The organism is Psychrobacter cryohalolentis K5, from assembly GCF_000013905.1.
GTDB lineage: Bacteria > Pseudomonadota > Gammaproteobacteria > Pseudomonadales > Moraxellaceae > Psychrobacter > Psychrobacter cryohalolentis.
In genome coordinates, this window is record NC_007969.1 from 2,453,514 (window position 1) to 2,480,026 (window position 26,513).

21 protein-coding genes are annotated in these 26,513 nt (G+C 42.4%); 11 read left to right on the top strand and 10 right to left on the bottom strand.

Translation table 11 applies throughout. The annotated features are described in order from the left end of the window. Positions 1-111: 111 nt before the first annotated feature. From PCRYO_RS10205 to ispH, 8 genes are all read right to left on the bottom strand, one after another. The gene (locus PCRYO_RS10205; RefSeq protein ID WP_192941335.1) at positions 112-372 is read right to left on the bottom strand and encodes a TIGR03643 family protein; all 261 of its coding nucleotides are present in this window, start codon (positions 370-372) and stop codon (positions 112-114) included. Between the two features lie 266 nt (positions 373-638). Beyond that, complete coding sequence (gene fghA, locus PCRYO_RS10210; protein ID WP_011514314.1) at positions 639-1,529, bottom strand: S-formylglutathione hydrolase; 891 nt, start codon at positions 1,527-1,529, stop codon at positions 639-641. 84 nt (positions 1,530-1,613) lie between these two features. Further along, positions 1,614-3,095, bottom strand: coding sequence for a C13 family peptidase (locus PCRYO_RS10215; protein WP_011514315.1), 1,482 nt, complete (start codon positions 3,093-3,095; stop codon positions 1,614-1,616). Positions 3,096-3,430: 335 nt separating this feature from the next. Continuing rightward, positions 3,431-5,431, bottom strand: coding sequence for a molecular chaperone HtpG (gene htpG / locus PCRYO_RS10220; protein WP_011514316.1), 2,001 nt, complete (start codon positions 5,429-5,431; stop codon positions 3,431-3,433). A 258-nt stretch (positions 5,432-5,689) separates the two neighbouring features. Continuing rightward, positions 5,690-7,234 (bottom strand): catalase, encoded by a 1,545-nt coding sequence (locus tag PCRYO_RS10225; protein WP_011514317.1) that lies wholly within the window; start codon positions 7,232-7,234, stop codon positions 5,690-5,692. 311 nt (positions 7,235-7,545) lie between these two features. Next, entirely contained in the window at positions 7,546-8,361 is an 816-nt protein-coding gene (locus PCRYO_RS10230; RefSeq protein WP_011514318.1) for a thioesterase family protein, read from the bottom strand. 65 nt (positions 8,362-8,426) lie between these two features. Next, positions 8,427-8,672 (bottom strand): hypothetical protein, encoded by a 246-nt coding sequence (locus tag PCRYO_RS10235; protein ID WP_011514319.1) that lies wholly within the window; start codon positions 8,670-8,672, stop codon positions 8,427-8,429. 42 nt (positions 8,673-8,714) lie between these two features. Continuing rightward, positions 8,715-9,671 carry a 4-hydroxy-3-methylbut-2-enyl diphosphate reductase gene (ispH, locus tag PCRYO_RS10240; protein ID WP_011514320.1) on the bottom strand — a complete coding sequence of 319 codons (957 nt, stop codon included), beginning with the start codon at positions 9,669-9,671 and terminating at the stop codon, positions 8,715-8,717. Positions 9,672-9,925: 254 nt separating this feature from the next. On the opposite strand from ispH, the gene gmk reads away from it, so the two are divergent. From gmk to PCRYO_RS10270, 6 genes are all read left to right on the top strand, one after another. Further along, positions 9,926-10,552 (top strand): guanylate kinase, encoded by a 627-nt coding sequence (gene gmk / locus PCRYO_RS10245; protein ID WP_011514321.1) that lies wholly within the window; start codon positions 9,926-9,928, stop codon positions 10,550-10,552. A 186-nt stretch (positions 10,553-10,738) separates the two neighbouring features. Beyond that, entirely contained in the window at positions 10,739-10,999 is a 261-nt protein-coding gene (rpoZ, locus tag PCRYO_RS10250; protein WP_011280985.1) for a DNA-directed RNA polymerase subunit omega, read from the top strand. 345 nt (positions 11,000-11,344) lie between these two features. Next, positions 11,345-13,531: a RelA/SpoT family protein gene (locus tag PCRYO_RS10255; protein WP_011514322.1), complete on the top strand. Its 2,187-nt coding sequence runs from the start codon at positions 11,345-11,347 to the stop codon at positions 13,529-13,531. Positions 13,532-13,697: 166 nt separating this feature from the next. Further along, positions 13,698-14,078 carry a RidA family protein gene (locus PCRYO_RS10260; RefSeq protein ID WP_011514323.1) on the top strand — a complete coding sequence of 127 codons (381 nt, stop codon included), beginning with the start codon at positions 13,698-13,700 and terminating at the stop codon, positions 14,076-14,078. Between the two features lie 63 nt (positions 14,079-14,141). Continuing rightward, positions 14,142-16,523, top strand: coding sequence for a primosomal protein N' (locus PCRYO_RS10265; RefSeq protein WP_011514324.1), 2,382 nt, complete (start codon positions 14,142-14,144; stop codon positions 16,521-16,523). Positions 16,524-16,719: 196 nt separating this feature from the next. Then, positions 16,720-17,916, top strand: coding sequence for a cation diffusion facilitator family transporter (locus PCRYO_RS10270; RefSeq protein ID WP_011514325.1), 1,197 nt, complete (start codon positions 16,720-16,722; stop codon positions 17,914-17,916). 84 nt (positions 17,917-18,000) lie between these two features. Here the strand turns inward: PCRYO_RS10270 and PCRYO_RS10275 are convergent, their stop codons facing one another. Further along, positions 18,001-18,297: a hypothetical protein gene (locus PCRYO_RS10275; protein WP_011514326.1), complete on the bottom strand. Its 297-nt coding sequence runs from the start codon at positions 18,295-18,297 to the stop codon at positions 18,001-18,003. A 245-nt stretch (positions 18,298-18,542) separates the two neighbouring features. Between PCRYO_RS10275 and PCRYO_RS10280 the strand changes: the two genes are divergently transcribed. Both PCRYO_RS10280 and PCRYO_RS10285 read left to right on the top strand, forming a co-directional pair. After that, positions 18,543-19,247 (top strand): hypothetical protein, encoded by a 705-nt coding sequence (locus PCRYO_RS10280; RefSeq protein ID WP_011514327.1) that lies wholly within the window; start codon positions 18,543-18,545, stop codon positions 19,245-19,247. A gap of 74 nt (positions 19,248-19,321) precedes the next feature. Beyond that, positions 19,322-21,208, top strand: coding sequence for a monovalent cation:proton antiporter-2 (CPA2) family protein (locus PCRYO_RS10285; protein ID WP_011514328.1), 1,887 nt, complete (start codon positions 19,322-19,324; stop codon positions 21,206-21,208). Positions 21,209-21,262: 54 nt separating this feature from the next. Here the strand turns inward: PCRYO_RS10285 and PCRYO_RS10290 are convergent, their stop codons facing one another. After that, positions 21,263-22,192, bottom strand: a complete 930-nt coding sequence (locus tag PCRYO_RS10290) for a DUF2628 domain-containing protein (protein WP_011514329.1) — start codon at positions 22,190-22,192, stop codon at positions 21,263-21,265. Positions 22,193-22,411: 219 nt separating this feature from the next. Here PCRYO_RS10290 and trmB point away from each other — a divergent pair, with 219 nt between their 5' ends. The 3 genes from trmB (at position 22,412) to PCRYO_RS10305 (ending at position 26,474) form a co-directional block, all read left to right on the top strand. Further along, complete coding sequence (gene trmB / locus PCRYO_RS10295) at positions 22,412-23,233, top strand: tRNA (guanosine(46)-N7)-methyltransferase TrmB (RefSeq protein ID WP_011514330.1); 822 nt, start codon at positions 22,412-22,414, stop codon at positions 23,231-23,233. A 1,020-nt stretch (positions 23,234-24,253) separates the two neighbouring features. Further along, positions 24,254-25,312 carry a recombinase RecA gene (recA, locus tag PCRYO_RS10300; RefSeq protein ID WP_011514331.1) on the top strand — a complete coding sequence of 353 codons (1,059 nt, stop codon included), beginning with the start codon at positions 24,254-24,256 and terminating at the stop codon, positions 25,310-25,312. Positions 25,313-25,352: 40 nt separating this feature from the next. Then, the gene (locus PCRYO_RS10305; RefSeq protein ID WP_011514332.1) at positions 25,353-26,474 is read left to right on the top strand and encodes a regulatory protein RecX; all 1,122 of its coding nucleotides are present in this window, start codon (positions 25,353-25,355) and stop codon (positions 26,472-26,474) included. The last annotated feature ends 39 nt before the right edge of the window (positions 26,475-26,513 follow it).

Consider the following 26,513-nt stretch of genomic DNA (forward strand, 5'->3'; position numbering starts at 1 on the left):
ATAGATGTATGCATAGCACGAATAATACGTATGTCTATTATAACGGATAATCAGGGTCTATAATGGGTACTTAGTATGGGTATTATAGCCATACTCAGCACATGCAGACAATTAGCGCGGTTTATATTGGGTTTTGCAATAAGCACGACCTACCGTAAAACTTCGTATCGCTTCATGCTTGGTAGCGCGATTGCTCACACGTTGACGCCATAAGCGAAACGAGGACGGTTTTAGCGCCTGACGCATCAGTATAATGACGCCAGACTCATTGAGACCATAGCTATGCTCTATCGCCTCAAACGGTGTCCTGTCCTCCCATGCCATTTCTATCACGCGCAACACTTGTGACTCATCGAGGGCATGAATAGTCATATCATTCGTGGAAGGGGCGATAACTGAGATTGATTTGACTGCATGAGTTTGAGGATTATTTAAATTGGTACTGGCATTGTCTCGCTGTTTATTCTTTAAAGCAGTATCCATATCCGCTTGCATGGTGGCAAACGTAGATGTAGCAGCAACGGAATTACCCTCTACTGATGGAGTATCGACAGTAACGGTACTTAAATCTTGATAACTTGCCATAGATACGACCTTTTAAATCTGAAAAACCATAACGAACAATATGAGAGCAAATTTTAGCTAAGCTGTGCCATACGCCAGTGATGTTCAATATGCTCATTGATCACTGTTTGAATAAAATAATAGCTATGGTCGTGATCAGCTTGATAGCGCAATGTTAATGGCTGCTTGGCCTTTGTACAGGCTTGTTGTAACTTTGACGTTTGTAATTGACCATCGGCCAAAAACTCGTCGGCAGCACCTTGGTCAACCAAGATGCTTGAGTATTGCTGACCGACTTGTTCAATCATCTGAGAAGCGTCTGCTTGCGCCCACAAGCTCTTGTCATCACCAAAATACTCTGTATAAGCTGCTTGACCCCATGCCGACTCACTAGCGGCGCACACAGGTGATAAAGCTGACACACTGACAAACTTGCTTGGGAATTTAAAGCCTAATAATAAGGCACCGTGACCACCCATCGAGTGACCCGTGATACCAATACTATCAATCGGAAACTCTGAGCGTAATAAATCATACAGCTCATCAACGATGTAACTTTGCATATTAAAATGCTCAGCCCAAGGTGCTTGCGTCGCATCGACATAGTAGCTTGCGCCTTGACCAACAAAATAACGCTCATCATTTGCTACGTCATTGCCTTCACTACTTCTAGGAGAGGTATCTGGCGCGATAAATATCATACCAAGCTCACTACATTTCTGTTGAAAATGCGCTTTGTGCGTCACGTTATCAGCATTACAAGTGAGACCTGATAAATACAAAATCGCCGGACAACGCTGCCCTGCTAGTGCCTCATCAGGCAGATAAATACTAAAGGTCATCGGCGTCTTGGTAGCCGCTGATTGATGACTGTAATAACGCTGCTCACCATCAAAACAACGATTGACACTTTTTTGCGTAAGCTGGGTGCTGGCTGAGAGACTGTGGTTATAAGAATTATTCATAAGCATTATCCTTTTTAGCTAAGATAAAATAGTTGAAAACAGATGCTTATTTAAAAAAGCATCAGATTAAAAATGGGATAAAAATCAGTTCGCTGTGTTCTTATCATCTACAACTGTATCTGCGCCCGTATCCGGTGAAATATTGATAGTCGTTGTCGCATTCGAAGTATCTATAATGCTAGCAAGCGGCGGTCGTGTTTTATCAAATAACACTTGCTCAAATGCTGGCAACGCCGTTTCCATCAAACTACCGATCACCATTTGCGGCTCTGATGGCTCAAAACCCATATAAAGCTCACGCTCTTTTACTCGATAAGCGGCGTCTTTAAAGGCAGCAGAAAAACTGGTGTTTTCTCTTAAGCTTTCAGCAAAAAATGCTTGCCCAAAATAGGTCATTTCAGCACTATTGGTACAGCCAAATGACATCTTGTCTGTTGCCGAAGCGGTAATCACCACTGTCGTCGGCGACGCTAATTCATCAATAAACGAACCTGAATAACAAGCCGATACCACGATAACACGCCAGCGAATACCTGAGGCATCTAACGACTCTCGCAGCCATGTTGCATCCAGATTATCCATCGCAAGCGGTGGATTAGATAAATGGATAAAATCCTGATCGCCATGCGACGATAGTGTCATAAATAACACGTCTTCATCAGCGTTCATCTGCTGACCAATTCTTTTTAAGCCGCGTAAAATACTGGTTTTGGTGGCAATTGGCTCATCTAGCCAAGTGTAGTTATTATTAATCAGTGCCAATGAATGCCCGCTAGTACCAAAACGCACATCAAACAGCTCACGTACTTTATTAATCTCAGAACGGAAGACGTTTTGATCAGAGAATCCCGCCACACCCATAAAGTACCAATCACTTTTGCCCGGTATACTAGGATCTATACGAGCCAGCGCCTCTTGTAATAAACGCGGCTGCTCATATAAGGCGGCTTCTTCTAATACTGGCTCTACGGGTATCTGCTTAAATATGGGCTGGTCAGCGACGTTACGCTGCCATATCGTCAATAGTGCAACAGCACCGATGATGACGATGATCCGCTCCCACCACGGTATACGCAGGCGACGAGAAAATATCCATAACAATGCCAAGGTCTGCCATAAAAACAGCACCAAAAATAGCGTTGGTAAAAACGAATAACTCCAATCGGGCAACCAGCTATAGCTACCTAAAAACTGTACTAAGCTTTGTAATAGAGCAGATAAAGTATCAGCAACCAACCACAGTACGACAGGCACAAAAACCAGTGCTTGATTGGCTGCGCGCCGTGCCAGAATAATGCCGCCAAGCAGAATAATCATCGGCCATATGAGATAGCTGACCAATCCTTGCTCATTGAAAATACTGCCATCTGGAGCGGCTAACCAAGAAAATAGGACATTACTACCCAAAGCCAATAGCGCAAATACAGCGAACTGAACAAAGGTAGGTTTAACCCAAGAGAATGCCCGTGTTGAGCCTACTAGCATCCACAAGGTTGCAATAATATTGGCAGCGAAATTGAGCGAAAAGCGCTGCAATGAGACGGTTTTTAACGACGCAAGTGACAAAGACTTAGACCTCTAGCCAGTCGAGAGAAATAAAACAAATCAATGATAAAATATTTTGATATCCATGCCGTTTACTGTCTTTCAATTAACTCTTTTGCAAGGCACACGAATGTCAATTTTATATTTAATTTACTATGAAATGGATATAAGAGACGGATAGCGCACATCAATATTATTGACTAATATTTTAGCTCGCTAATCTATCGCGATTGTAACGGATTGTCGGTCAAGAGCATAAGGCTGAATTGTAAAATTCGCTTAAAAACCCATCAAAAAAGGAGGTCTTAAACTTAAGACCTCCTTTTTTATCAAAACCTTCTATCAAACCTTGAACATTATCTCATTAATAACTCATTAACACGTCTGAGATAAGCGGCTGGATCATCTAACTGACCGCCATCTGCTAGTAATGCTTGGTCGAAAATAACTTGCGCCAATTTATCAAAATCTTCGGCTGACTGCTCGCTACTTTCAAGCTTTTTAATCAATGGATGATCAGGGTTAACCTCAAGCGTCGGCTTGCTTTCTGGCACATCTTGACCCATTTGCTTAAGCATCTGAATCATTTGTGGTGATAACTCACCTTCACCAACGACTAAGCAGGCAGGACTATCAACCAAACGCGTCGATACTTTAACGTCTTTGGCACGTTCGCCTAACGCCGTTTTTAGCTTATCAACGATAGGCTTCATGGTTTCTTGCGCTTTTTCAGCTTCAGCTTTTTCGGCTTCGTCTTGCAAGTCGCCCAAATCAACGGCACCTTTAGCGATGTTTTGTAGCGGTGTCTCATCAAATGAGGTCAAGAAATTCATCGCCCACTCATCAACACGGCTAGTCATCAAGATAACTTCGATGCCTTTCTTTTTGAATAGCTCTAATTGTGGGCTATTTTTAGCAGCCGCTAGATTGTCAGCCGTGAGATAATAGATGGCTTTTTGACCCTCTTTCATACGTGCTTTATAGTCTTCAAAGCTGGTCGTCACACTATCCTGAGTACTGGTTGCATAACGCAGCAATTTGGCAATACGTTCTTGATTGCCCATGTCTTCGCCAACGCCTTCTTTGATAACATCACCAAATTCAGCGTAGAACTGCGCAAATTTTTCTTGCTTATCACTGTCTTCACTGTTGGCTAGACTGGCTAGCAAAGTCAAAATACGACGCGCGTTACCATCGCGGATAGACTTCACATCACGCGACTCTTGTAATAGCTCGCGGCTGACGTTCAATGGCAAGTCTGCTGAATCGATGACACCTTTGACGAAACGCAGGTACATTGGCAACAGCTGCTCTGCCTCGTCCATAATAAAGACGCGCTTAACATAAAGCTTTAGACCATGCTGCTGCTCACGAGTGTACAAATCTACAGGGGCTTTTTTAGGAATATACAATAGCTGAGTATACTGAACACGACCTTCGACACGGTTATGCGTCCATGCTAGTGGCGCGTCCATGTCATAGGTGATATTTTTATAAAAATCGATATACTCTTCATCTTCAATCTCAGAGGCTGAACGTGTCCATAAGGCACTGGCTTTATTGATAGTTTCCCATTCGTCTGTTAAGACCATTTGACCATTGGCAGGCGTGTCGCTTCCTTCTTCAACCTCATCTTCTTGCCAAACTTCTTTACGCATCTGAATCGGCAAGCTGATATGGTCTGAGTATTTATTAACCAACTGCTTAATTTTGCCACGGTCTAAATAGCTTTCTTCACCCTCACTATATTGCTCTTTTAAATGCAAAGTAATGGCGGTGCCACGAGTTTCTTTAGTGATAGGCTCAACGGTAAAGCTACCCGTACCATCTGATACCCAGCGTACGCCTTTATCCGCAGGTTCGCCAGCTTTGCGGGTTTCAACACTGATCGTATCGGCAACGATAAAGCCCGAATAAAAGCCAACCCCGAATTGACCAATCAACTGACCATCTTGCTTTTGTGATTCAGACAGCTTGTCTAAAAATGCTTTAGTGCCAGATTTGGCAATTGTGCCTAAGTTTTCGATGGCATCAGCTTCGTTCATCCCGATACCGTTGTCGGTAAAGGTGATGGTTTTAGCGTCTTCATCGACGGCAATGCGAATTTTTAGCTCGCCATCGTCTTCATAAAGGCTGTCATCATTGGTCGCTTCAAAGCGCAATTTATCACAGGCATCAGAGGCGTTTGAAACCAGCTCACGGACAAAAATATCGGAATTAGAATATAGCGAGTGCGTCACTAAGTGCAATAATTGAGCTACTTCTGCTTCAAAGGTATGTTTTTTTAATTCTGGGCTGCTTTTATCAACATTGATGCTATCAACTTTTTGATTATCAACTGGGTTCAGTTCACTCATAAAAAACTCCTTCAATTTATGTTAAAAACTTATTATAAGATAGCAGTCCTCAAACGAAACTTACTCAATGAATATTAGAGAGCTTACGTTTTGAACACTGCTAAGCTGTTTATACTAATAGGGGCGCGAGAGAAAATTTCAAGCGTAAAAACTTGATTCAATAAAAAACACCGCTCTAGTTTCCTGAGGCGGTGTCATTGTAATGATAATAGATTTAGCAAGTATATTTAGTAATACGTTTTTAGATAAACCTATCAGCTATAAGCAGCTAGGCAAATGACGAGCAGGATCCGAATCACGGGCTGCCATTGCATCTTCAACCGTTAAACCTAATGCTTTGGCAACGCCTTCGCCATAAGCAGCATCACACCAGTTACAGTTGCGAATGTGGCGATACTGAATAAAGTCCGGCACACCCGCCATATTGTTCGCTGTGTTTTCAAATAGCACTTGTTGTTGCTCAGCACTCATCAAATTAAACAACGCTCTCGGTTGACTGAAATAATCGCTATCGTCTTCACGGAAATCATAATGCGCCGCATAGCCGTCAATTTTTAATGGTGGCTCAGCATAATCAGGCTGCTCTTGCCACTGGCTAAAGCTGTTTGGTTCATAATGCGGGCGACTGCCATAGTTATCATCGACACGTCCTTGACCATCACGATGATTGCTCATCACAGGGCAACGCGGCTTATTCACCGGAATTTGCTGATGATTGACACCAACACGATAACGCTGAGCATCGGCATAGTTAACCAAGCGATTTTGTAGCATTTTATCCGGTGAAACGCTGATACCCGGTACTAAATTACTTGGGGCAAATGCTGCTTGTTCCACATCGACAAAGTAGTTGTCAGAGTTTTTGTTTAATTCAAACTCACCCACTTCGATCAGTGGGTAATCCCCTTTTGGCCATACTTTGGTCAAGTCAAACGGATGATAAGGAACGGTATCCGCCTCAGCTTCTGGCATGATTTGCACATACATTTTCCATTTTGGGAAATGACGATTTTCGATGGCATCGTACAAGTCTTTTTGATGACTTTCACGATCCGAACCAACCACCTCTGCCGCTTCTGCATCGGTCAAGTTCTTGATGCCTTGTTGCGTGCGGAAATGGAATTTGACCCAGAAACGTTCTTTGGCTTCATTCCAAAAACTATACGTGTGCGAGCCAAAACCATGCATATTTCTGTACGAGGCTGGCAGACCGCGATCACTCATAACGATGGTGACTTGATGTAATGCTTCAGGTAATAAAGTCCAAAAGTCCCAATTGTTGGTCGCCGAACGCATATTGGTACGTGGATCACGTTTGACGGCTTTGTTTAAATCTGGGAATTTGCGCGGATCACGTAAGAAGAACACAGGCGTATTATTACCCACCATGTCCCAATTACCTTCTTCGGTGTAGAATTTCAAAGCAAAGCCACGAATATCGCGTTCGGCATCAGCCGCGCCGCGCTCACCTGCGACGGTACTAAAGCGCGCAAACATTTCCGTTTGCTTACCCACTTCGCTAAAAATATCCGCACGGGTATATTTAGTGATGTCATTGGTCACGGTAAAAGTACCAAATGCGCCTGAGCCTTTAGCGTGCATGCGGCGCTCTGGAATCACTTCACGGGCAAAGTTGCCTAGCTTCTCGTTTAGCCAGATATCTTGTGCTAATAATGGACCACGCTTGCCTGCAGTGAGACTGTTTTGATTGTCTGCAACTGGTGCGCCGTTGCTCATCGTCAATTGGGTCGGGGCGTAAGGACATTTTTTATCGCTGCTATTATTACTGTTGTTGTCGCTCATAATCATATTCCTTTGGATAGCAAATGGATGAAAGTACAAAACCTATTCTGAATAAGCCTCTAATAACATATCCAGAATAGTTGTAAATGTTTCTGAAAAACGGCTATTTTTATTCATAGTAACCTGTAAACACAGTAATCTTGCCTCGTTAGACACCATTACAACCGATTAGCATTGATTTGTATAATTAATTAATTACATGCTTTCATTTTGTTTTTCAGAATTACTCAAAATATTGTCTAACTCATCCAAATGCTTTTCATTCATAGAGCGATCTCAAACAATGACTACCTATTGGATACATCTTTGCACTAGCGCGGCATGGGACGAATAGTCAGAATTTGCTCACTACGACCAAAAGGTCCTTGCGTATCATGTAATATCGCGCTGCTAATTCCTATGCCATCAGCACCGTATTGCTGCACGGCTTCGATTCCAAGCCAGCGACCTTGCGGCGCGCGATGCATATGAATTTGCAAATCAGTATTGGGGAACATCCATTCCAATTTTGCCATCCCCAGTCCAAGCCTTGGTACAACACCATTGGCAGTATCGGCCATACCCAATAAATGCACCATGTCATGGGTAGGCATACCCTCTACCATGTCGATATCATTAGTCATCCATACCATACCTTTACCAGGACGGCGATTAGGTTCAGCCACCAAACGTACGCTTTCAATGAAACCGCCGGGCCAGCCTTTCATACCATCCCAAGCGGGTAACGCTTCAGGCTTATGTATGGATTTTTGATCTTCAAGCCCTGCAATGACACTGGTATCTTGAGTAATCAAGCGCCATGCACGCGCAATGATGGCATCGCGACCACGACTGCTCATCACTGCTTCGATAAGCTCAATAGTCCTACCCGGACGGATACATCGCGTAGTCACGATAAAATCATCAAGCGGTATCAGCCCTAAAATATCTAAACTGATACGAGCAATGCGCATATTTTCTTGTGGTATAAAACTTTGTAATTCGGCAGTGAGCAAGCCGGTGGCTGGCGCCATATGTTGCTCATGCTCGTTCCAAGCGCCTTGCGCATGCTTCGTTGGCTGATAATAAGCAACACTACTACCATCTGCTTGCTGCTCACGTTTTATAAAAGTGTAATAAGCTGACATGAATGTCCTCGAATTCTTTTTAAAATAGATTGATTAGGTATAAAAGAAAGGTAGTCTTTCTTTGTTTAGCGCATAAGGGCTTGCTTTTGTACCGTCAGCAGTGTGCGACTTTTAGCCATTACAAATAGAAAGAAAGCCATAATGGCGATAAGCGCGCCATATAACAGACTGTAATCTCTCATAAACTGGGTTGCATTTAACATCAGCATCCCTATCAGGATGACAATCGTAAACGTATTAATTTTTAATTGTTTATTGATCTCATCAAGGCTAGCTTCTGCCAAGACAAATCTTTTTTTCTGCTTTTTCATTTTATGTGACCTATCTGGCGCTATATACAAAGCCTGCTTATTTTATTTGCCAACTTGCGTCATTGGAATTCGTAAAGCTTTTGGCAAGCTAAAGGTGACATTTTCTTCAATACCCAACAGCTCACTTGGCAAATCACCACCCCAATTTTGCAGCTGCTGTAGTACCTCTTGAATCAATACTTCAGGCGCTGAAGCACCTGCAGTCACGCCCACACTTTGTATCCCATCGAACCAGCTCTTATTCATTTCAGTGGCATTATCAATCAAATACGCGCGGCAATTCATGCGCTCTGCCAATTCACGCAAACGATTTGAGTTTGATGAGTTTGGTGAGCCAACGACCAAGACCACCTCACAGCGACCCGCTAAATCCTTGACCGCATCTTGACGATTTTGGGTGGCATAACAGATATCGTCTTTACGTGGACCTTGAATGCTTGGGAATTTTTCACGTAGCGCATCAATAACGCGCGCGGTATCATCCATCGATAAGGTCGTTTGGGTCACAAATGCTAAGCGCTCAGCATCTTGTACGCTCAAAGCTTCAACATCGCTCTCGTTTTCAACCAGATGAATCTGTCCGCCATGACGATGGTTAAAGCGTCCCATAGTGCCTTCTACTTCAGGATGTCCCGCATGTCCAATCAATACCGCATCCATACCATCCTGCGCAAATTTAGCGACTTCGATATGTACTTTAGTGACCAAAGGACAAGTGGCATCAAACACCGTCAAATCACGACGTTCTGCTTCATCTTCTACAGCTTTTGAAACCCCGTGAGCGGAAAAAATAACAATAGAGCCGTCTGGCACTTCATGTAGCTCTTCCACAAAAACAGCACCGCGATTGGCCAAGTCGGATACCACAAACTTGTTATGTACCACTTCATGACGAACATAAATGGGTGGCTCAAAACGTAACAGTGCTTCGTTGACAATCGCAATCGCGCGATCCACACCAGCACAAAATCCACGTGGATTGGCAAGATAAATTTGCATAAGAAGACCTATCATTAGATAATTTATATAAAAGCCTAGGCTTAAAGCTTAAGCCACCGAAACTTTTATTCAAAAGTTGGGATAAAAACGATACCCTACTTTAGCATAATTTGCTTTTAAAGCAGTTTATAATGAGGCATCGATTACTACTTTTGTCACCATACATGATGGTGTTTTTTATTTTTACCAGCCTTTTATATTAATTCGAATACTTTTATTTATTTATCAAGACACAATTCACTAGGACACACTGTATGACAGGTTCATTATTTATTATCACTGCCGCTTCTGGTACAGGCAAGACCTCATTGGTTAAGCAGCTACTTGCCACTACCAATGACTTGACTGTCAGTGTTTCACACACCACTCGTGAGCCGCGTCCAGGCGAGATTGACGGTCATCATTATCATTTTACTGACGTTAATAAGTTTGTGACTGCCATCAGTGAAAGTCAGTTTTTAGAACATGCCGAAGTGTTTGGCAATTATTATGGCACCTCAGAGCAAAGTGTACGCGCGCAACTGGACGCTGGTGTCGATGTAATTTTGGAGATTGATTGGCAAGGCGCGCTGCAAGTCAAAAAAATCTTTACTGATGCCATCATGATTTTTATTTTACCGCCAAGTATCGCCACTTTACGTCAACGCTTATCAACGCGTGGACAGGACAGTATGGAGGTGATAGAGCAGCGTTTGGCTGGTGCTGTTAATGAGATGGCGCAGTACGTCAATTTTGACTATGTCATTATTAATGACAGTTTTGAGGTTGCTTTAACTGAGCTTAAAGCAATTATCGTTGCCGATAGACAGACTCTAAAGCGTCAACAGCAGCGTTATCAGCGCACGATTACCAATCTACTTAGCAATACAGTAGACGAGTAAATAAAGCGTTGATATGTCTTAATGCTTTATCTTGAAAATAGTTATCAGCAGACAAGCAAAAAGCAATTACGCCTGCAAGCAAAAAATGCTATAATGTCTAGCTATCCCCTTTTATATTTTTGATATTATTTTTATTGAGTGGCGCGCCATGCTCGCAACCAGTAAAAACAACCGAGGTAGCTATTTATGGCACGAGTGACGATTGAAGATTGTTTGGATAATGTTGATAATCGCTTTGAGCTGGTTCTGGTCGCAAGCAAGCGCGCACGTCAGTTGGCTAAAGGCATTGCAGAGCCGTTGGTTGATGTTGATAACGACAAGCCAACAGTATTGGCATTACGTGAAATCGCTGCTGGTAAAATTACCCGTGATATTTTAAATCAGCCAGAGCATAACTTTGCTACTAGCTCGTTAGATTTAGCATTGTCAGGCGATCATAGCTTCTAATAAATTACCGTAAAAAGTATGAATTTAGCAAGCATACGAGTATTGACTGACGATAGAGACCACAGCATAGGCTGTGGTTTTTTGGTTGTAATGATACTGGCTTTACTGTTTTAGTAGCCGTTTGGCTTTTAAAACCTAACCTTAAGTAAGAATTCTCCAGTTTTTACACTAGCTTATTGCTTAGCGGTTGACATTGGCGGCGATTTACGATTAATTAGAGGGTAGTCTGCCCAATTTTCAGCTTTATTCTTAAGCTCTATATCAATAGCTCAGCATTTATTCAGCCATTCTTTACCTTGCTAAATCATCATTTAAGCAGGTAAAAGAACATAGGATCGTGACTTTATGATTCAAAACTTGCCCAAACTCAGTCATCCGTTAGTTGATGACGCTCAATATAACCTGCTGCGTTCAGTAGGTTACCTCACGGGCGCTGAACGCCGTGATATTGTTGATGCCTGTGAGTTCGGTGATGTTGCGCATATTAAAGACAAGCGCAAGTCAGGAGAGCCTTATATCACGCATCCGATTGCGGTCGCTGAGATACTAGCCGGCTTTCGCTTAGATCGAGATACCATCATTGCGGCAATTTTGCATGATACGGTTGAAGATACGGAAGTGAGCGATGAGCAGATAGAGCAGCGTTATGGCAAAGTGGTTTCTAGGCTGGTCGATGGTGTGACCAAATTAAAATCATCGACGCATAATAAACAAGAAAATAAAGCGGCGACCTTTCATAAAATCCTAACGGCTACCCTCGCAGACCCACGTGTATTGATTATCAAGCTTGCTGACCGTTTGCACAATATGTCGACCCTAGATGCGGTACGTCCTGAAAAACAACGTACCACCGCTCAAGAAACTTTAGATTTTTATGTGCCCTTTGCACGGCTCATGGGTCTCAACGATATTGCTGATTATATCGAGGTACTTTGTTATCGCAATCTTAACTCTGAGATGTATAACAAGATCTCTGATAAATTGCTACAACATGGGCTTGGGCGCAATTTTCAGAGAGAAGCCATTCATCGTTATTTAAGTATTGTTCTCAATAATCTTGATCTTGATGGCATGGTTAAAGTCTTAGACAATCGCGTGGTTATCTTCCGACAATTTTTCCGTAATCGCGGCGAGATTAATGCACTGCTACGCCATTACGCATTTGAGATTGTGCTAGATAATATCGAAGCTTGTGACAAACTTGCCTACTATCTCATTAAAAAATATCAAATTGCGGACAGTCATATCGCGGACAATATCCGCAGACCTTTACCTGGCGGCAATCAATCGCTGACGCTTATCTACGAGCGCGACAATGATTTTGTTAAAGTAACGATTTTGACTAAGCAGATGCAAAGTGCTGCAAGGCTTGGGGTTATTGGTGCAGAGCATGCCTCTGATGTCAGTCAATCAGTCATTCAGGCGTCATTACGCAATATGAAAGATTTGGTCGATGAGGACTGTTTAAACGAAGGCAATCCTGATTTTGCCACCGCGGTATCAACCATTAATGAGCTGATGGATTACCTGCATTCTAGCAAAATTATCTGTTATAGCCCGCAAGGTCGCGCTTATGAGTTGCCACAAGGTGCGACTGCGCTAGACTTTGCTTATGCTGTTGGTCCGATGGTTGGCAATGTCGCGGTTGGCGCTAATATTGATAAAAAACATGCCAAGCTTGGGACGGTAGTCAAAAATGGACAGTTAGTAGAAATCGAGGTTAATAGCCATTCTGAGCCAAAAGCAGAATGGCTTGGGTTTGTGGTTACTAATAAAGCCCGTGTAGAGATTTTGCGTTGGTTCAAAGATTTATCGGCGGCTGATAAGCAGCACCATGGTAGACAAGCACTAGATCGCGCACTGAAAACTTATCAAAAAAGCTTGGACGATCTAACCGATAGTGACTGGAAGAATCTAACAGAATGGCGTGGACTGACTGAGAAATCAGCGCTATTTGAGCAAATAAGCTCCGGTACGTTGTTACCGCAACTCGTGGTCACGCGTTTGTTTAGCGATGAAGTCTGTGATATCCAATCGCAAGAACGTATCGATGACATGACCCAACCACAGCAACTGATCGTCAATGCTTCAGGCGTTGAGCTTGATTTTGCCAATTGTTGCCATCCGATTTATGGTGATCCTATCGTTGGACATTTATCCCGTCATGGTCTGGTCGTGCATCGACATAAGTGCTTTTCACTAGACGATATTCGTAAAGACAATCCCTATCAAGTCATCCAATTACGTTGGCGCAATGATAAGGCGATCAAGCAAAGTGACTCAGAAGATCACGATAATAAAATTCGTTTTCCTGCTTATTTAAAACTGTCTATAGCACTGAGCGACGAGCAAATCAGTAAAGTTATTTATAATCTGCGGCAGTTAAATATAGGGGTTGAAAAGGTCGACGTACGTAGCAATGATACTATCATTCATATTGTTGTTCGTAGTCGCAATCACTTAGCCCAAGGTATTCGTGAACTACGCTCCTTACTTGGTTTCCCCAATATTATGCGTTTATATCAACTATAAATACTTTTATCATCATAACTGTTAAAATATATGCCTTTTAAATTATCTCTTAACACATAGATGATTTTGAAATGTGTAAAACTTTTAATCGTGCTAAACACTTCTACTAACTTTTAGAAAATAGCTTTAGCACATCAAACACCAAAAAATATGATAAGGATATATCATGACACGTCAAACCATCCAAACGGATAAAGCACCTGCAGCCGTTGGCACTTACTCACAAGCGGTAAAAGTTGGCAATACTGTTTATATTTCAGGTCAGCTAGGTTTTGACCCTATCACCATGGAACTAAAAGAAGGGTTTGATGCACAAGCGAAGCAAGTATTTGAAAACATCAAAGCCATTTGTGAAGCTGCTGGTGGCAGCTTAAATGACGTGGTCAAATTCAATGTATCGTTAACTGATTTAAATGATTTTGCAGCATTAAACGAAGTATTCATGGCCAATTTGACTGAACCTTATCCTGCCCGCGCAGCGGTGCAAGTAGCGGCATTGCCTAAAGGTGGCGTGGTCGAAATTGAGTCTATTCTATATATTGAATAAGTTAGATATTCAATACTGCTTGAATAACAATATTTCATATTAGATCACCATAAGCTTAGCCTCATGCTAAGCTTATTCGTCTCTCCCTCTTTATTTTTATTTCATATTGACTTAATCAAACTGCGAAGCCTTTTTATGTTGGTACAAGTTGCTCTGCCCGTGCCCCTTTATCGGGTATTTGACTATAGCCTACCGTCCGATATAAGTGCTTTGCCAAATGCTTCGCCAAACAATAGCTCAATACAACTGCCGCAAATTGGCAGTCGTGTTGAGGTGTCCTTTGGTCGTCAGACTTTAATCGGAATCGTGGTTGCTCATATTGCGCAAGCGGATACCAGCGTACCACTCAATAAGCTGAAACCCATTAATAAGTGTTTAGATGCTGAGTCTATTTTAGATAACAGCTTGCTAAAGCTCGCCTATTGGCTTGCTCGTTATTATCATTATCCGCTTGGTGAGGTGTTAGCGGTCATCTTGCCCACCTTGGTTCGTCAAGGTAAACCGCTAGATTTACTCATTACCCATTGGCGAATTCTGCCACATATCACTGATGACGACTTTCGTACTAACGCCAAAAAGCAAAAGCAGCAGTTTGATATGCTAAAGCTACATGGTCAACATGGTGCAAGTGAAGATGTACTATTATTAGAAGGTATGGAGCGTGCTTTTTTAAAAACACTAGAAGATAAGGGTTTGATTGAGCGCTATATTCAACCAAAACAAGCACCTACCTCTGTCAAATTGGCAAAAATGCCCCTTGATCTCAATGAGGAGCAACAGCTTGCCGTTGCAGCGATTGTTGCTGCACATGAATCCAAATGCTATACGGGCTTTTTATTAAATGGCATTACCGGCAGTGGCAAGACTGAAGTCTATCTACAAGCCATGCAAGCAGTATTGGAGGCTGGCAAGCAAGTGCTTATTTTAGTGCCTGAGATTGGGTTAACGCCACAGACGCGTGCGCGTTTTGCCAGTCGCTTCGCTGCGCATATCGTCTTGCTACATTCTGGTATGAACAATACTCATCGATTGCAAGGTTGGCAAGATTGCCGTACGGGTCACGCACAAATCATTATCGGTACGCGTTCGGCAGTACTATATCCGTTTGCAGATTTAGGCTTAATTGTCGTTGATGAAGCGCATGATGGCTCCTATAAACAGCAGGATACCTTGCGCTATCATGCTGCTGATGTCGCACTTTATCGAGGATTCCAAGCCAAAATACCGGTGGTCCTTGGTACGGCTACCCCTTCTCTTGAACATTTAAAATTAGTCGATGAGGGCAAGCTAGTAGAGTGTCAATTATCGACGCGCCCTGGCAATGCTAAACCTGCGCCCATGCAGCTGATTGATGCGCGCTTGCAAAGTACTCATCAGCAAACGCAAGATGATGGCGCGCGCTATGATACCGGACTGACGGATGCACTTATCGGCGCCATAAGGCAAACCCTAGAAGCTGGCGATCAAGTTTTGATATTTTTAAACCGTCGCGGCTATGCGCCTGTTTTATTATGCGAGGCGTGTGGTTGGCAGGCAGATTGTCCGCGCTGCGACGCGCATTTAACCGTTCATTATAATAATCAAGCCCAGCGTAGCAATTATTCAAGCAACTCTTATTTAAAATGCCATCATTGTGATTGGCAAGCCTATATTCCGACTGTATGCCCTGATTGTGGCAGTCAAAATCTAGATGCCAAAGGGATGGGAACAACAAGGCTAAGCGAAAATTTGCACGCTATCTTTGCCAATCCGCAAACCAGTAAAGCGCTTTATCCCATTATTCAAATTGATCGTGATACCACTAGGCGTAAAGACAGCTGGGAAAATATCTATCAGCGTATTAATGCAGGAAATCCTGCCATATTGGTCGGTACACAAATGGTTGCCAAAGGTCATCATTTTCCCAATGTCACGCTCGTTTGCTTACCCAACGCTGATCGTGGCTTTTTGTCTGCAGACTTTCGCTCGCCAGAGCATACTGCCCAATTGATGATCCAAGTAGCGGGGCGTGCAGGACGCGGGGATAAATCAGGACGGGTATTGATTCAAACGCTGCAACCGGACAATGCGTTATTATTAAAATTGGTGAAAGACGGTTATTTGTCTTTTGCTCGTGAGCTGTTGCAAGAGCGTAAAATGATGGGACTGCCCCCTCATAGTCATGCTGCGCTGATACGCTGCGAAGGTAAAACTCTTGCTGCCACCACACAAGCACTCAAAGATGCCATTGCCGTTCTGCCAACAGGGCACAATTTAGCCGTTCTTGGTCCTATCGATGCGCCCATGAGTAAAAAGAACAGTCGCTATCATGCCCAGCTTTTGCTATTGGCCAAGGATCGTCAGCAACTGCATCATGTTTTAAATCATTGGTGGCAACCTGTCCTTACCCTACCGAGCGCTAAATATCTTAAGCTTACTTTAGATATTGACCCTGTCGGCTGGTAACGCAAATTTGCGAGTTATTGCTAGCATAATCATTTGTCGCATTACTCTTTTATCTTTACTTCGTCAGTACAGTTTCTAATATTTGACTATGATAAATTTACAATAACAAGTTGATCATTGTTATCAAAAACCATCCTACCTTATGTAGAGTAGATATTGCTCATCAAATCCATTATCAGCAAAATTGAGTGTTGTTATGAATCCAGACCATCCAAACTCTAAAAAAAACGACCATGCTCATCAGAGTATACCGGCTGATACGCATGGACACGTTGAGGAAGGTGAGGAAAGTGGTGGAAAAAGTAATACTGCTTATAGGAATCAAGACAGCCACGATCATGATGAACATCTAGAGCAAACAGTCGCCACGCGAGATACCAAAGGCTATCAGCGCACTTTACTGATAAGTTTTTTGATCATTACAGGCTACATGTTTGTAGAAGCAATCGGCGGTTGGCTCACTGGCAGTTTGGCATTATTGTCCGATGCCGGTCACATGCTGAGTGACGCGATAGCACTTGGCGCTACCTTAATGGCATTTAAAATTGGGGAAAAAGCAGCTACTCATCAGAAAACGTTCGGTTATAAACGCTTTGAGATTTTAGTTGCCTCTGTGAATGGGGCGACACTTGTCATTATTGCCCTAATGATTTTTTATGAGGCCATTAAACGCTTTAATTCGCCACCTGAAATTGCGACCCAAGGCATGCTTATCGTCGCCACTATCGGTATGCTGATCAATATTTTGGTTGCGTGGCTTATGCACCGAGGTAGCCGTAGTGGCGATACTCACGGTCATGATCATGATCATGGAGCCAATGAAGGCACAGCAACGGTCAAAACATCGGATGACAAAGAGCCGGTCAATCTCAATATGCAAAGTGCTTATTTGCACGTATTAAGTGATTTAATGGGTTCAGTGGCTGCCATTATCGCCGCATTATTAATGATGAGTTTTGGCTGGGTATGGGCAGATGCGGTAGCGTCCGTAATTGTAGCGATACTTATTTTATTTAGTGGCTACCGTGTCATACGGGATTCCGTACATATCTTAATGGAAGGTACACCGGAAGGCATCTCTCTAGTGAATGTTGAGGAAAAACTCCTTGCTCATCCACAGGTGCAAAAAGTTCATGACCTACACGTTTGGAGTATTACCAGTGGTTTAAATGCCTTATCTTGTCATGTGGTCGTCGATGGTGAAATGAGTATTCATGAGTCTAGTATATTGATTGGCAGTCTAGAACGAAGCCTGCTTGAGCTCGGCATCCATCACGCTACTATTCAGGTAGAAAGTGCGGCACACCCACAAACGAGTACCCATAGCGAAGCCCTAGTCTGCAATATCTCAGAGCGACCAGCAGAGAATAACCATATCGGGCACAATCATTAAAATAGTTTGTCATTGAAAAAGTCTGGTTTAAAAAAATGCTGCCAGTCATCTAGACGTCATTAATTATTTAAGTATCGTCAATTGTTAATGACGTCTAATCAAATCATAAAAACAACACAGTATAAGCCACAATAACCATACGGCAATGCTTATCCAAACACCCAATCCCACTCCTAGCAAAGTCATGCGAATCCAAAAATCCAAGTCACCATTCATGATATGAGGCAAATAAGCGGGTCCCATATTCGATGCCATTATTAGCCAAAGTCCAATTATAAGTGCCAATCCTGCACCTATAATTCTTAATATTATCTTTCCAATATTTTTTAATAAGCTAAGGCGATTAAGTATAGCAAGCTTATTTTCTAGAGTATTATTCATAAGTCTTCTCTTTCTATTTTTTCATTTAATCCATATTTAATGCCCTATCTTGCGATTAATAGTAATCAAATATAGCAAAATGAAATATCTCCATACCGCATATACCAATATCACACTGACTTTTATCAATGTAATCACATGTTAAAAATGATGAGAAATTTAGCCTCACTGTCATATTTTTAATATAAATTCTGTATACTGAAAATTGAAACGCCACATTTGCCACCAATGGATGACCTTCTGCTATGTCTAGACGCTCAGCGCCATTCGTCGCCCCAAGTTATATCGATGACCCGATTTCAAAGGATGGCAAAAAACACGCCAAAGTTTTATTATCGACGCTGCAAGAAGACATTGCTCGCTTTCGAGGCGCACAGTTTCCACCTGATATCTTACGTCAAATTCGTGACATGCCTATCTATGAAGGTAACTTAGCAGAAGTCCAAGCCTATCAGCAACTTTGGCACAATTTGCTTGAACGCGCCATGGCGTTTTATCCTGCTGCCAATCTGCCGCCTGACTATTTGCCACTGCCTGCCAGCCTTGAGATACCGCAGTTTATATATCATGTGCAGCGCTTACATCTGACCAAAACCCATGCAAAAGAATCCAAGAGTTTCGGCTCGGTCGGGGCACTTACGGATAAATGCGGCGATTATAGTGCTGATGACATTGCACGTATGACTGCTGCGTTTGATAAGGATGAGGAGACGCGTTTGGTCGCGCACCGTGAGTTTATTGATTTGCGTGCTTATGTATTTTGCCGAGATAATAAGGGTGAGATGCTAGAGCCTGAGCGGGTACGGTTTTATCGAACGGGACTTATTGTCCATGCCCTACCCGATTTTAAAATCGTAGACAGTCGACAGACACCACGCAAGCGCCGTAACGATGCTTATAACAATCCGCTGGCAGATAATGGCATATGGAAGATTTATCGTAAAAAATAATCGTTATAAAGTTGCTTTTTATTTTTAATACTGCTGTTGTACTGCCCATTTATCGTCATTGCTAAGGATTCCAGATGTTCGCTGCCGCCGCCAGCTCACCAAATTTAATGTTACAAGCGACAATTTTCTTGGGAGCAGCCCTGCTCTTTGTACCCCTTGGTAAACGTTTTGGTATTGCGACGGTTTTAGGTTATCTGATCACAGGATTGATATTAGGTCCAAGTGTACTGGACGTCGCAGGTGACGCTGAGAGCTTATTGCATTTCTCTGAGTTTGGCGTGGTGATGCTGCTGTTCATCATTGGGCTTGAGCTGCAGCCATCAAGGCTCTGGGCACTCAGGCGCTCAATATTCGTCCTTGGCGGTTTGCAAGTTGGTTTGACTGGTGTCTTATTGATGGGGCTGTTACATCAGATTTTTGGCTTGCAGCTCGATACTGCTTTTATCGTTGGCTTCGGGCTTGCGCTCTCATCTACCGCCTTTGTCCTACAAATTCTGACTGAAAAACAGCAGCTATCGAGCACTCATGGCCGTGAAGCCTTTACAATTTTATTATTCCAAGACATTGCGGTTATCCCTTTATTAGCGGTCATTCCTTTCTTATCAGGGGTGCGTGAACAAAGCTATGATTTGATTTATTTTGGTAAAGTTTTTGCGGTTTTTGCTGGACTTATTTTTGCCAGTCGCTACGTCGTTCGTCCATTTTTTAAATTTGTCGCCTCAAGTGGTGCGTCAGAATTACTAACGGCAGTCGCGCTATTTATCGTAATGGGTGTGTCAATTTTGATGGGTCAAATCGGGCTCTCAATGGCGTTGGGCGCATTTTTAACTGGTGTACTGTTGGCGGATTCTGAATACCGCCATGAGCTTGAAGCCAGTATCGAGCCTTTTAAAGGATTGTTATTAGGTCTGTTCTTTATGTCAGTCGGTATGTTGACCGATGTGAAATTGATATTAGCAAAACCCATTTTTATCATCGGCTGTGCGATGGCATTGATGTTTATCAAGTTCGGGGTGATTACAGCGATTGCAAAAATTTCAGGTAATCGCTGGCCAACCAGCATTCGACTGGGGGTTACACTGGCTCAAGGTGGTGAATTTGCTTTTGTCTTGTTCAGTGTTGCGAGTGCCCAAAACGTCTTACAACCTGAACTTGCCAATACGTTAAACCTGATCGTAACCATCTCTATGGCACTCACTCCTTTGGCATTCTTGTTATTAGAAAAAGTCGGCGAGCCATTATTTGCCAAAAGCAAACCAAGCCGCGAATACGACACGATTCCAGATCATGAGCATCAGGTGATTATTGCTGGCTTTGGGCGAGTCGGTCAGATTATCGGTCGTGTGCTACGTATGCACAATATTGAATTTACCGCGATTGAACGCTCGGCAAACCGCGTCGATTTTGTCCGTAAATTCGGTAACCAAGTCTATTATGGTGATCCAAAAAACCCTGAAATCCTACGTGCAGCAGGTATCAAAAAAGCACGTGTCTTTATCCTTGCCATCGATGATTTAGAGCGTTCTATCACCACCGCCCAATATTTACGTAAAAACTATCCAGATTTAATTATCTTAGCACGGGCACGTGACCGCCAGCATTACTACCGATTACGTGAGGTTGGGGTTCGTCATATCTGGCGTGAGACATATTTGTCCTCGCTAGATATGTCGCGTGAGTCGTTACAACTGCTTGGCATCTCACCAGAAAAAGCGCGTGAGACAGTGCAAACTTTCCGTGATTACGATGATGATCTGATTGAACGTCAACAAGCTATTTATGATGATGAGGCCAGTATGATTGAGTCGGCTCAATCATCGATGGCGGAGCTTGAAAGCTTATTTGATGAAGATATTGGCAAAGCCCGTAAGATGGACTTGAGCGATTTTTATGAAGCGCTAAAAAGCCAAGCCATATCAGTCGATGATAAAGATAATAATACGACTGAATCTAAGCATTAATTTTTTCAACTATAGAAATTGTTGTCAAAAATAATTCTCAGTCTTTGTAGCCACCTAATCAGGGCTACAATTTTCCGGCGCTTGTTTCTTATTCAATGAGCTGATGCATTCCCAATCATCACTGTTTGGCAGATGATAAAAGACCAGTGTTTGATCATTGAGATAACGTATAGGGAGTTTTACATTTTGAATGGTCGCAATCACTACACAATCAGTTTCTGCAACGCCAGCTGCGCTACGATCAATCTCAATATGTACCTGCTCAGTGCCGCTATCGATAGGCAGATCCAGCGGACATCGTCCTGTTTGCCGATACACTAGCGCCACATGGTTTTGCGTGGTTTTAACGGTATCATACGCATTAAACAGCACTTCGTTTTCTTTTGGTTTGGCAATAATAGGTAAGAACTGCACTTTAATGACCATTAAGATAAAGGCAAAAAATCCAAAACCCCATCCTAGCCCAAATAGGCTCACCCCGCCCTCTTGGCGCAGATGCGCTTGTTGCAAGCGCTCATCTTGTGGATAGTCATTAATCGCGTCGGCAATCTCACGTCGTGCCATCCGGTAATAGTAAGCATCCGTCCAGCGTGCCACCATAAACGACCAAAACAGCCAAATCAGCGCGGCAATACTAACGCGTATCGTCATCTGATAAGCATCAGCAATATAAGGCATTACTAAGAACTCAACCGCTACCAAGACTAGCGCGATATTAAGCTGAATAAAAGACCATCCTGCCACGCTGTAGACGAGTGCATCCATATAACGCTTACGATAGAGTAACCATGGAAAGGTCACAAAAAATGCTGCCCAATGCCATTTTGGCGACAGATAGCCTTGTTCATCAAATTGCTCAAAGCGTTTTAGATAATAGCGTTGGCTACGATGCCCGACAAACCATTTATCCAGTTGTGTGCGTCTGGCAGGAGGCAATTTTTCTTGGTAAAAAGGGGGCGGCGAATCCGTCTCAATAAATAACATAGTGACAAGCCTTACAGGCGATTAAAAAGACATTTAACTTAACTATTGGGATTATATGATAACGCTAATAGCATTGCATGGGCCAGAGAAACACTAGATAAATAATGTACCTAAATTACAAAACGCGCTAACATTATTAAAAAAGTATTGTTCATTCACAGCCGTACAGATTTCACTTATAATAAGCGCACTACCCATTTATTAAGCCTTGTTAATCCTATGAGTCAACATCCTGATATTAATACCAACGTCGACGCCACCAGCCTTACCGATGATCAAAAATCTTTAGACACTAATGCTACTAGTGGCAATGAGGTCGCACCTGACGGTAATAAGCATATTCGTATCGTCAACACCTTTATGAAACGCCGTACGCACATGAATAAAAATGCCGAGCTGGCATTGACGGCGCCTGAATTTGCGCATTACTTGGTTAATAACAGCTTTGGTGATGGTAATCTTGAAGGTATTGACGATTTGCGCGCGCTATTTGCTGAATTGCCAAATGGCAGTGAGGCACCCTTGACCCTTGAGATTGGTTTTGGACTTGGGGATTCGTTCATTGAAATGGCAGCAGCCGAGCCAAGTCGTAATTTTGTTGGCATTGAAGTCCATGAGCCGGGTATCGGCAAATGCGCTTATATGGCTGGTACTCAAAATTTGAGTAATGTCAGAATCATCAATGGTGATGCCATTCAACTACTCAAACAGCTACCAGAAAACCATATCGATCGCATTCAGCTCTACTTTCCTGACCCATGGCAAAAAAAGCGCCATCATAAACGCCGCTTTGTTAGCCCTGAGCGTATGGCGATTGTCACCCGCAGCCTAAAGCAAGGCGGCTGGTTCCATACCGCCACTGACTGGGAACATTATGCCTTTTGGATGGTAGAAGTTTTGGATGGGTTTGTAGGCTTAAGCAATCAAGCAGGCGCAGGCAATTTCACTTCCCGCCCTGACTTTCGTCCAATGACAAAATTTGAGCGCCGCGGTCTAGCAAGCGGACATGGGGTTTGGGATTTAATCTATTTAAAAGACTAATACCAAACGCATTACGTCGGCTTCCTTTAAAGCGGCTAAGATATTTATCAGTATCTTAGCCGCTTTTTTATATCTATCAGTCTTCAAACCTTTTACTCATAAGGGTTAAAGACTGATATAACTGACTATAAATATGTTTGATGAGTATCAATAGCTTTCAATTCGAAAAAAAATTATCAGCACAGATGTGAAACATAGGCATTGCCCATACTAAAATCCTGCTAAATTTAAACTTGTAAAATCAGAAATAGCCAAGTTTTGTAAATTAAATGATAACTCTTGTCTGCGCAATCATTGATACCGTAAGGGCTTGGTGAGTTCTCCCCATAAGCTGTGGATAACCCTGTGTATAAGTCGCTACTTGACAAGCATTTGCCTAGATAGCTTAAAGGCTTAGGTAAAATCGTTCATTTTTTGTACGATTTAAAAATTTATTAAAATCAATAGGTTAATGATAATTTAAAAGTAAAATAATTTATTTATAAAATTTTTAATATTAATTTTATCCTATGATATGTTTCACACTGGCTAAATAAACTTTATTTATTTATTGTGGATAACTTCCAAAACTATTGACAAATAGTATGCTCATCAGGTTCAAATATGAACAGCAATTTTGAGAATTATATACAAATATTTTTGTTTTCCCATACGACATCTATTGTCGCCTAGTATTCAGTTATGCTCAATATATGCCTTGGATTTTGTTATAATTACCCTATCTAATAAACAATGATATAAAGTTAGAGGAAGACATAATCTGGTGATATAAGTTGCAAGCCCTACGAGCCTCATTAAAATCTCTAAACTTTTTTTCGCTTTTATCAGCATCTAATTTTACTGTATAGTAGCGTGATGTAACTGACATCGCGATCTACAAGACTCATCTCATTGCCTACTCTAAGCTTAGTTCAAAATGCTATCAGCGATAGCTTACATTGTCATTGATAACATTGAACAAGCCATTTTTGATATTAATACAACTTATTCTTATAAATGATTGATAACAAGGAGTCCTACATGGACGACAATAAAGCCAAAGCACTTAAAGCTGCACTAGCTCAAATCGAAAAGCAGTTTGGTAAAAATACTATCATGCATTTGGGTGACAACTCAGCAACGCTTGATGTCGACGTGGTATCGACTGGTTCATTAGGTTTAGATATTGCACTCGGGATTGGCGGTTTGCCAAAAGGTCGCATCGTTGAAATTTATGGCCCTGAAAGCTCAGGTAAAACGACTATGACATTGCAGGCAATTGCAGCGTGCCAGAAACAGGGCGGCGTTTGTGCCTTTATCGATGCTGAACATGCCTTAGACCCTGTATATGCCCGCAAGCTTGGTGTGAATACGGATGACTTGCTACTTTCACAGCCTGATAATGGTGAACAAGCACTTGAAATTACCGATATGTTAGTACGCTCAGGTGCAATCGATATGATCGTTATTGACTCGGTCGCAGCCTTGACGCCGCGTGCCGAGATTGAAGGCGAGATGGGCGATTCACACATGGGTCTGCAAGCCCGTCTGATGAGCCAAGCTTTACGTAAAATCACTGGTAACGCCAAACGTTCAAACTGTATGGTGTTATTTATTAACCAGATTCGTATGAAAATCGGCGTGATGTTTGGTAGTCCTGAAACCACAACTGGTGGTAATGCACTTAAGTTCTACGCTTCTGTGCGTATGGATATTCGCCGTATCGGTGCAGTCAAAAATGGTGATGAAATCATCGGTAACCAAACTCGCGTTAAAGTCATCAAAAACAAGATGGCACCGCCATTCCGCCAAGCTGAATTTGAGATTACTTACGGTGAAGGCACCAATCACTTAGCTGAAGTGATTGATTTGGGTGTTGAGATTGGTGCAGTTGGTAAAGCAGGCTCTTGGTACAGCTATGGCGATGAGAAAATCGGTCAAGGTAAAGCCAATTCTGTACTGTTCTTAAAAGAGAACCCTGCTATTGCTGAAGAGATAGAAGCCAAAATCCGTGCTGAAAAGCTTGGTACAAAAGATGATAGTAAAGTCGCGACGGTAGATAAAGCTAATGAAGAACAAGCCGCTGAACCTGTACAATAACGGTATATTTTCAAACCGTTATCAGCAACTATGATGTCTTATGAAAATAAAAACGTTAGCTGAAATACTCGCTGAGTCGGATACTGATTCAGCGAGTTCTACGCCTAAAAACAAGAAACCCATTGAACAACATTCATCTACTAGGTACTCATATAAAGACAAGCCTAAAAGTACCAGTAAAACTGGCAAGCGCTCTCAGAATCTAAATACATATGATTTAGATGAGAAGTGTACAATAGATAACCATACTAACTTTACAGCAGATTCGACTGGCGCCTCTTCCTCTTTAAAAATTTCATCCAAATCCAAAAAACGTAAAAAACACTTTCATCCAGCTGCTACTTTCTACGCTGAGCCTAATAGCGTACCTGCTTATCAGCCACCTGCTGCGCAAAGTATCAAAGAGATGCTGGCTGAAGTTAAACATGCGGTTCATGACAATGTAGAAGATAGTGTCTCTATTAATGAGACTGGCGTTGATTCAGCTTTGATGGACTCAGAACCAGCATTTGAATCGGTAGCTGCTCATGATAGTGAGGCAGACAACCAAAATAGCCAAATTGATAACTTACCAGCTGCTCTAAAGGCATATTTGCGCACGCCTGAGCAGCGCCAAGCGGAAATGGATGCTATCAAAGCAGAAAGTCGCTTACGTTGGCTGGCATTTTATTATTTGTCACGCCGCGAATACGGCAAGGCTGAGCTTAAGCAAAAATTGCTAAATAAAGAGCAAGAAGCGGCTAAAATTGATGCCTTACTCGATGAGTTCGAAGAAAAAGGCTATCAAAGTGATTACCGCACTACTCTAATGCTGATTCGTGAAAATATCAGAAAAGGACGCGGCAGAGGTCGTATCAAGCAAGAATTCCATCGTAAAAAGATGACGATGCCCGATAATATAGATGAACTTATCGATATGGCCAATGCTGAATCTGATGAGTTTAGTGAATTTATAGATGACAGCACAGATAATTTGGTCGAAGGCATAGACTGGCTCAAACTGGCAGTCACAGCGCGTATCAAAAAATATGGTGATGATATACCCACTGAACAAAAAGACAAAGCAAGGCAGCTGCGGTTTTTACAATATCGCGGTTTTAATAGTGATATTTGCTTTGCGGCATTGAACTATACGTTAGATACTTTAGATGAACGTTTTTAGCAATTTTTAATGCAACAGTCTTAACCTTTGTCGTTCGCT

What these genes read in the sequence shown, in the direction of transcription:
- rpoZ (WP_011280985.1), top strand. Translation starts at nt 10,739, where the DNA reads ATGGCACGAGTGACGATTGAAGATTGTTTGGATAATGTTGATAATCGC.
- PCRYO_RS10275 (WP_011514326.1), bottom strand. Translation starts at nt 18,297, where the DNA reads ATGAATAATACTCTAGAAAATAAGCTTGCTATACTTAATCGCCTTAGC.
- ispH (WP_011514320.1), bottom strand. Translation starts at nt 9,671, where the DNA reads ATGCAAATTTATCTTGCCAATCCACGTGGATTTTGTGCTGGTGTGGAT.
- gmk (WP_011514321.1), top strand. Translation starts at nt 9,926, where the DNA reads ATGACAGGTTCATTATTTATTATCACTGCCGCTTCTGGTACAGGCAAG.
- PCRYO_RS10255 (WP_011514322.1), top strand. Translation starts at nt 11,345, where the DNA reads ATGATTCAAAACTTGCCCAAACTCAGTCATCCGTTAGTTGATGACGCT.
- PCRYO_RS10285 (WP_011514328.1), top strand. Translation starts at nt 19,322, where the DNA reads ATGTTCGCTGCCGCCGCCAGCTCACCAAATTTAATGTTACAAGCGACA.
- PCRYO_RS10230 (WP_011514318.1), bottom strand. Translation starts at nt 8,361, where the DNA reads ATGTCAGCTTATTACACTTTTATAAAACGTGAGCAGCAAGCAGATGGT.
- recA (WP_011514331.1), top strand. Translation starts at nt 24,254, where the DNA reads ATGGACGACAATAAAGCCAAAGCACTTAAAGCTGCACTAGCTCAAATC.
- trmB (WP_011514330.1), top strand. Translation starts at nt 22,412, where the DNA reads ATGAGTCAACATCCTGATATTAATACCAACGTCGACGCCACCAGCCTT.
- PCRYO_RS10305 (WP_011514332.1), top strand. Translation starts at nt 25,353, where the DNA reads ATGAAAATAAAAACGTTAGCTGAAATACTCGCTGAGTCGGATACTGAT.
- PCRYO_RS10205 (WP_192941335.1), bottom strand. Translation starts at nt 372, where the DNA reads ATGACTATTCATGCCCTCGATGAGTCACAAGTGTTGCGCGTGATAGAA.
- fghA (WP_011514314.1), bottom strand. Translation starts at nt 1,529, where the DNA reads ATGAATAATTCTTATAACCACAGTCTCTCAGCCAGCACCCAGCTTACG.
- PCRYO_RS10225 (WP_011514317.1), bottom strand. Translation starts at nt 7,234, where the DNA reads ATGAGCGACAACAACAGTAATAATAGCAGCGATAAAAAATGTCCTTAC.
- PCRYO_RS10235 (WP_011514319.1), bottom strand. Translation starts at nt 8,672, where the DNA reads ATGAAAAAGCAGAAAAAAAGATTTGTCTTGGCAGAAGCTAGCCTTGAT.
- PCRYO_RS10290 (WP_011514329.1), bottom strand. Translation starts at nt 22,192, where the DNA reads ATGTTATTTATTGAGACGGATTCGCCGCCCCCTTTTTACCAAGAAAAA.
- PCRYO_RS10270 (WP_011514325.1), top strand. Translation starts at nt 16,720, where the DNA reads ATGAATCCAGACCATCCAAACTCTAAAAAAAACGACCATGCTCATCAG.
- PCRYO_RS10280 (WP_011514327.1), top strand. Translation starts at nt 18,543, where the DNA reads ATGTCTAGACGCTCAGCGCCATTCGTCGCCCCAAGTTATATCGATGAC.
- htpG (WP_011514316.1), bottom strand. Translation starts at nt 5,431, where the DNA reads ATGAGTGAACTGAACCCAGTTGATAATCAAAAAGTTGATAGCATCAAT.
- PCRYO_RS10265 (WP_011514324.1), top strand. Translation starts at nt 14,142, where the DNA reads ATGCTAAGCTTATTCGTCTCTCCCTCTTTATTTTTATTTCATATTGAC.
- PCRYO_RS10260 (WP_011514323.1), top strand. Translation starts at nt 13,698, where the DNA reads ATGACACGTCAAACCATCCAAACGGATAAAGCACCTGCAGCCGTTGGC.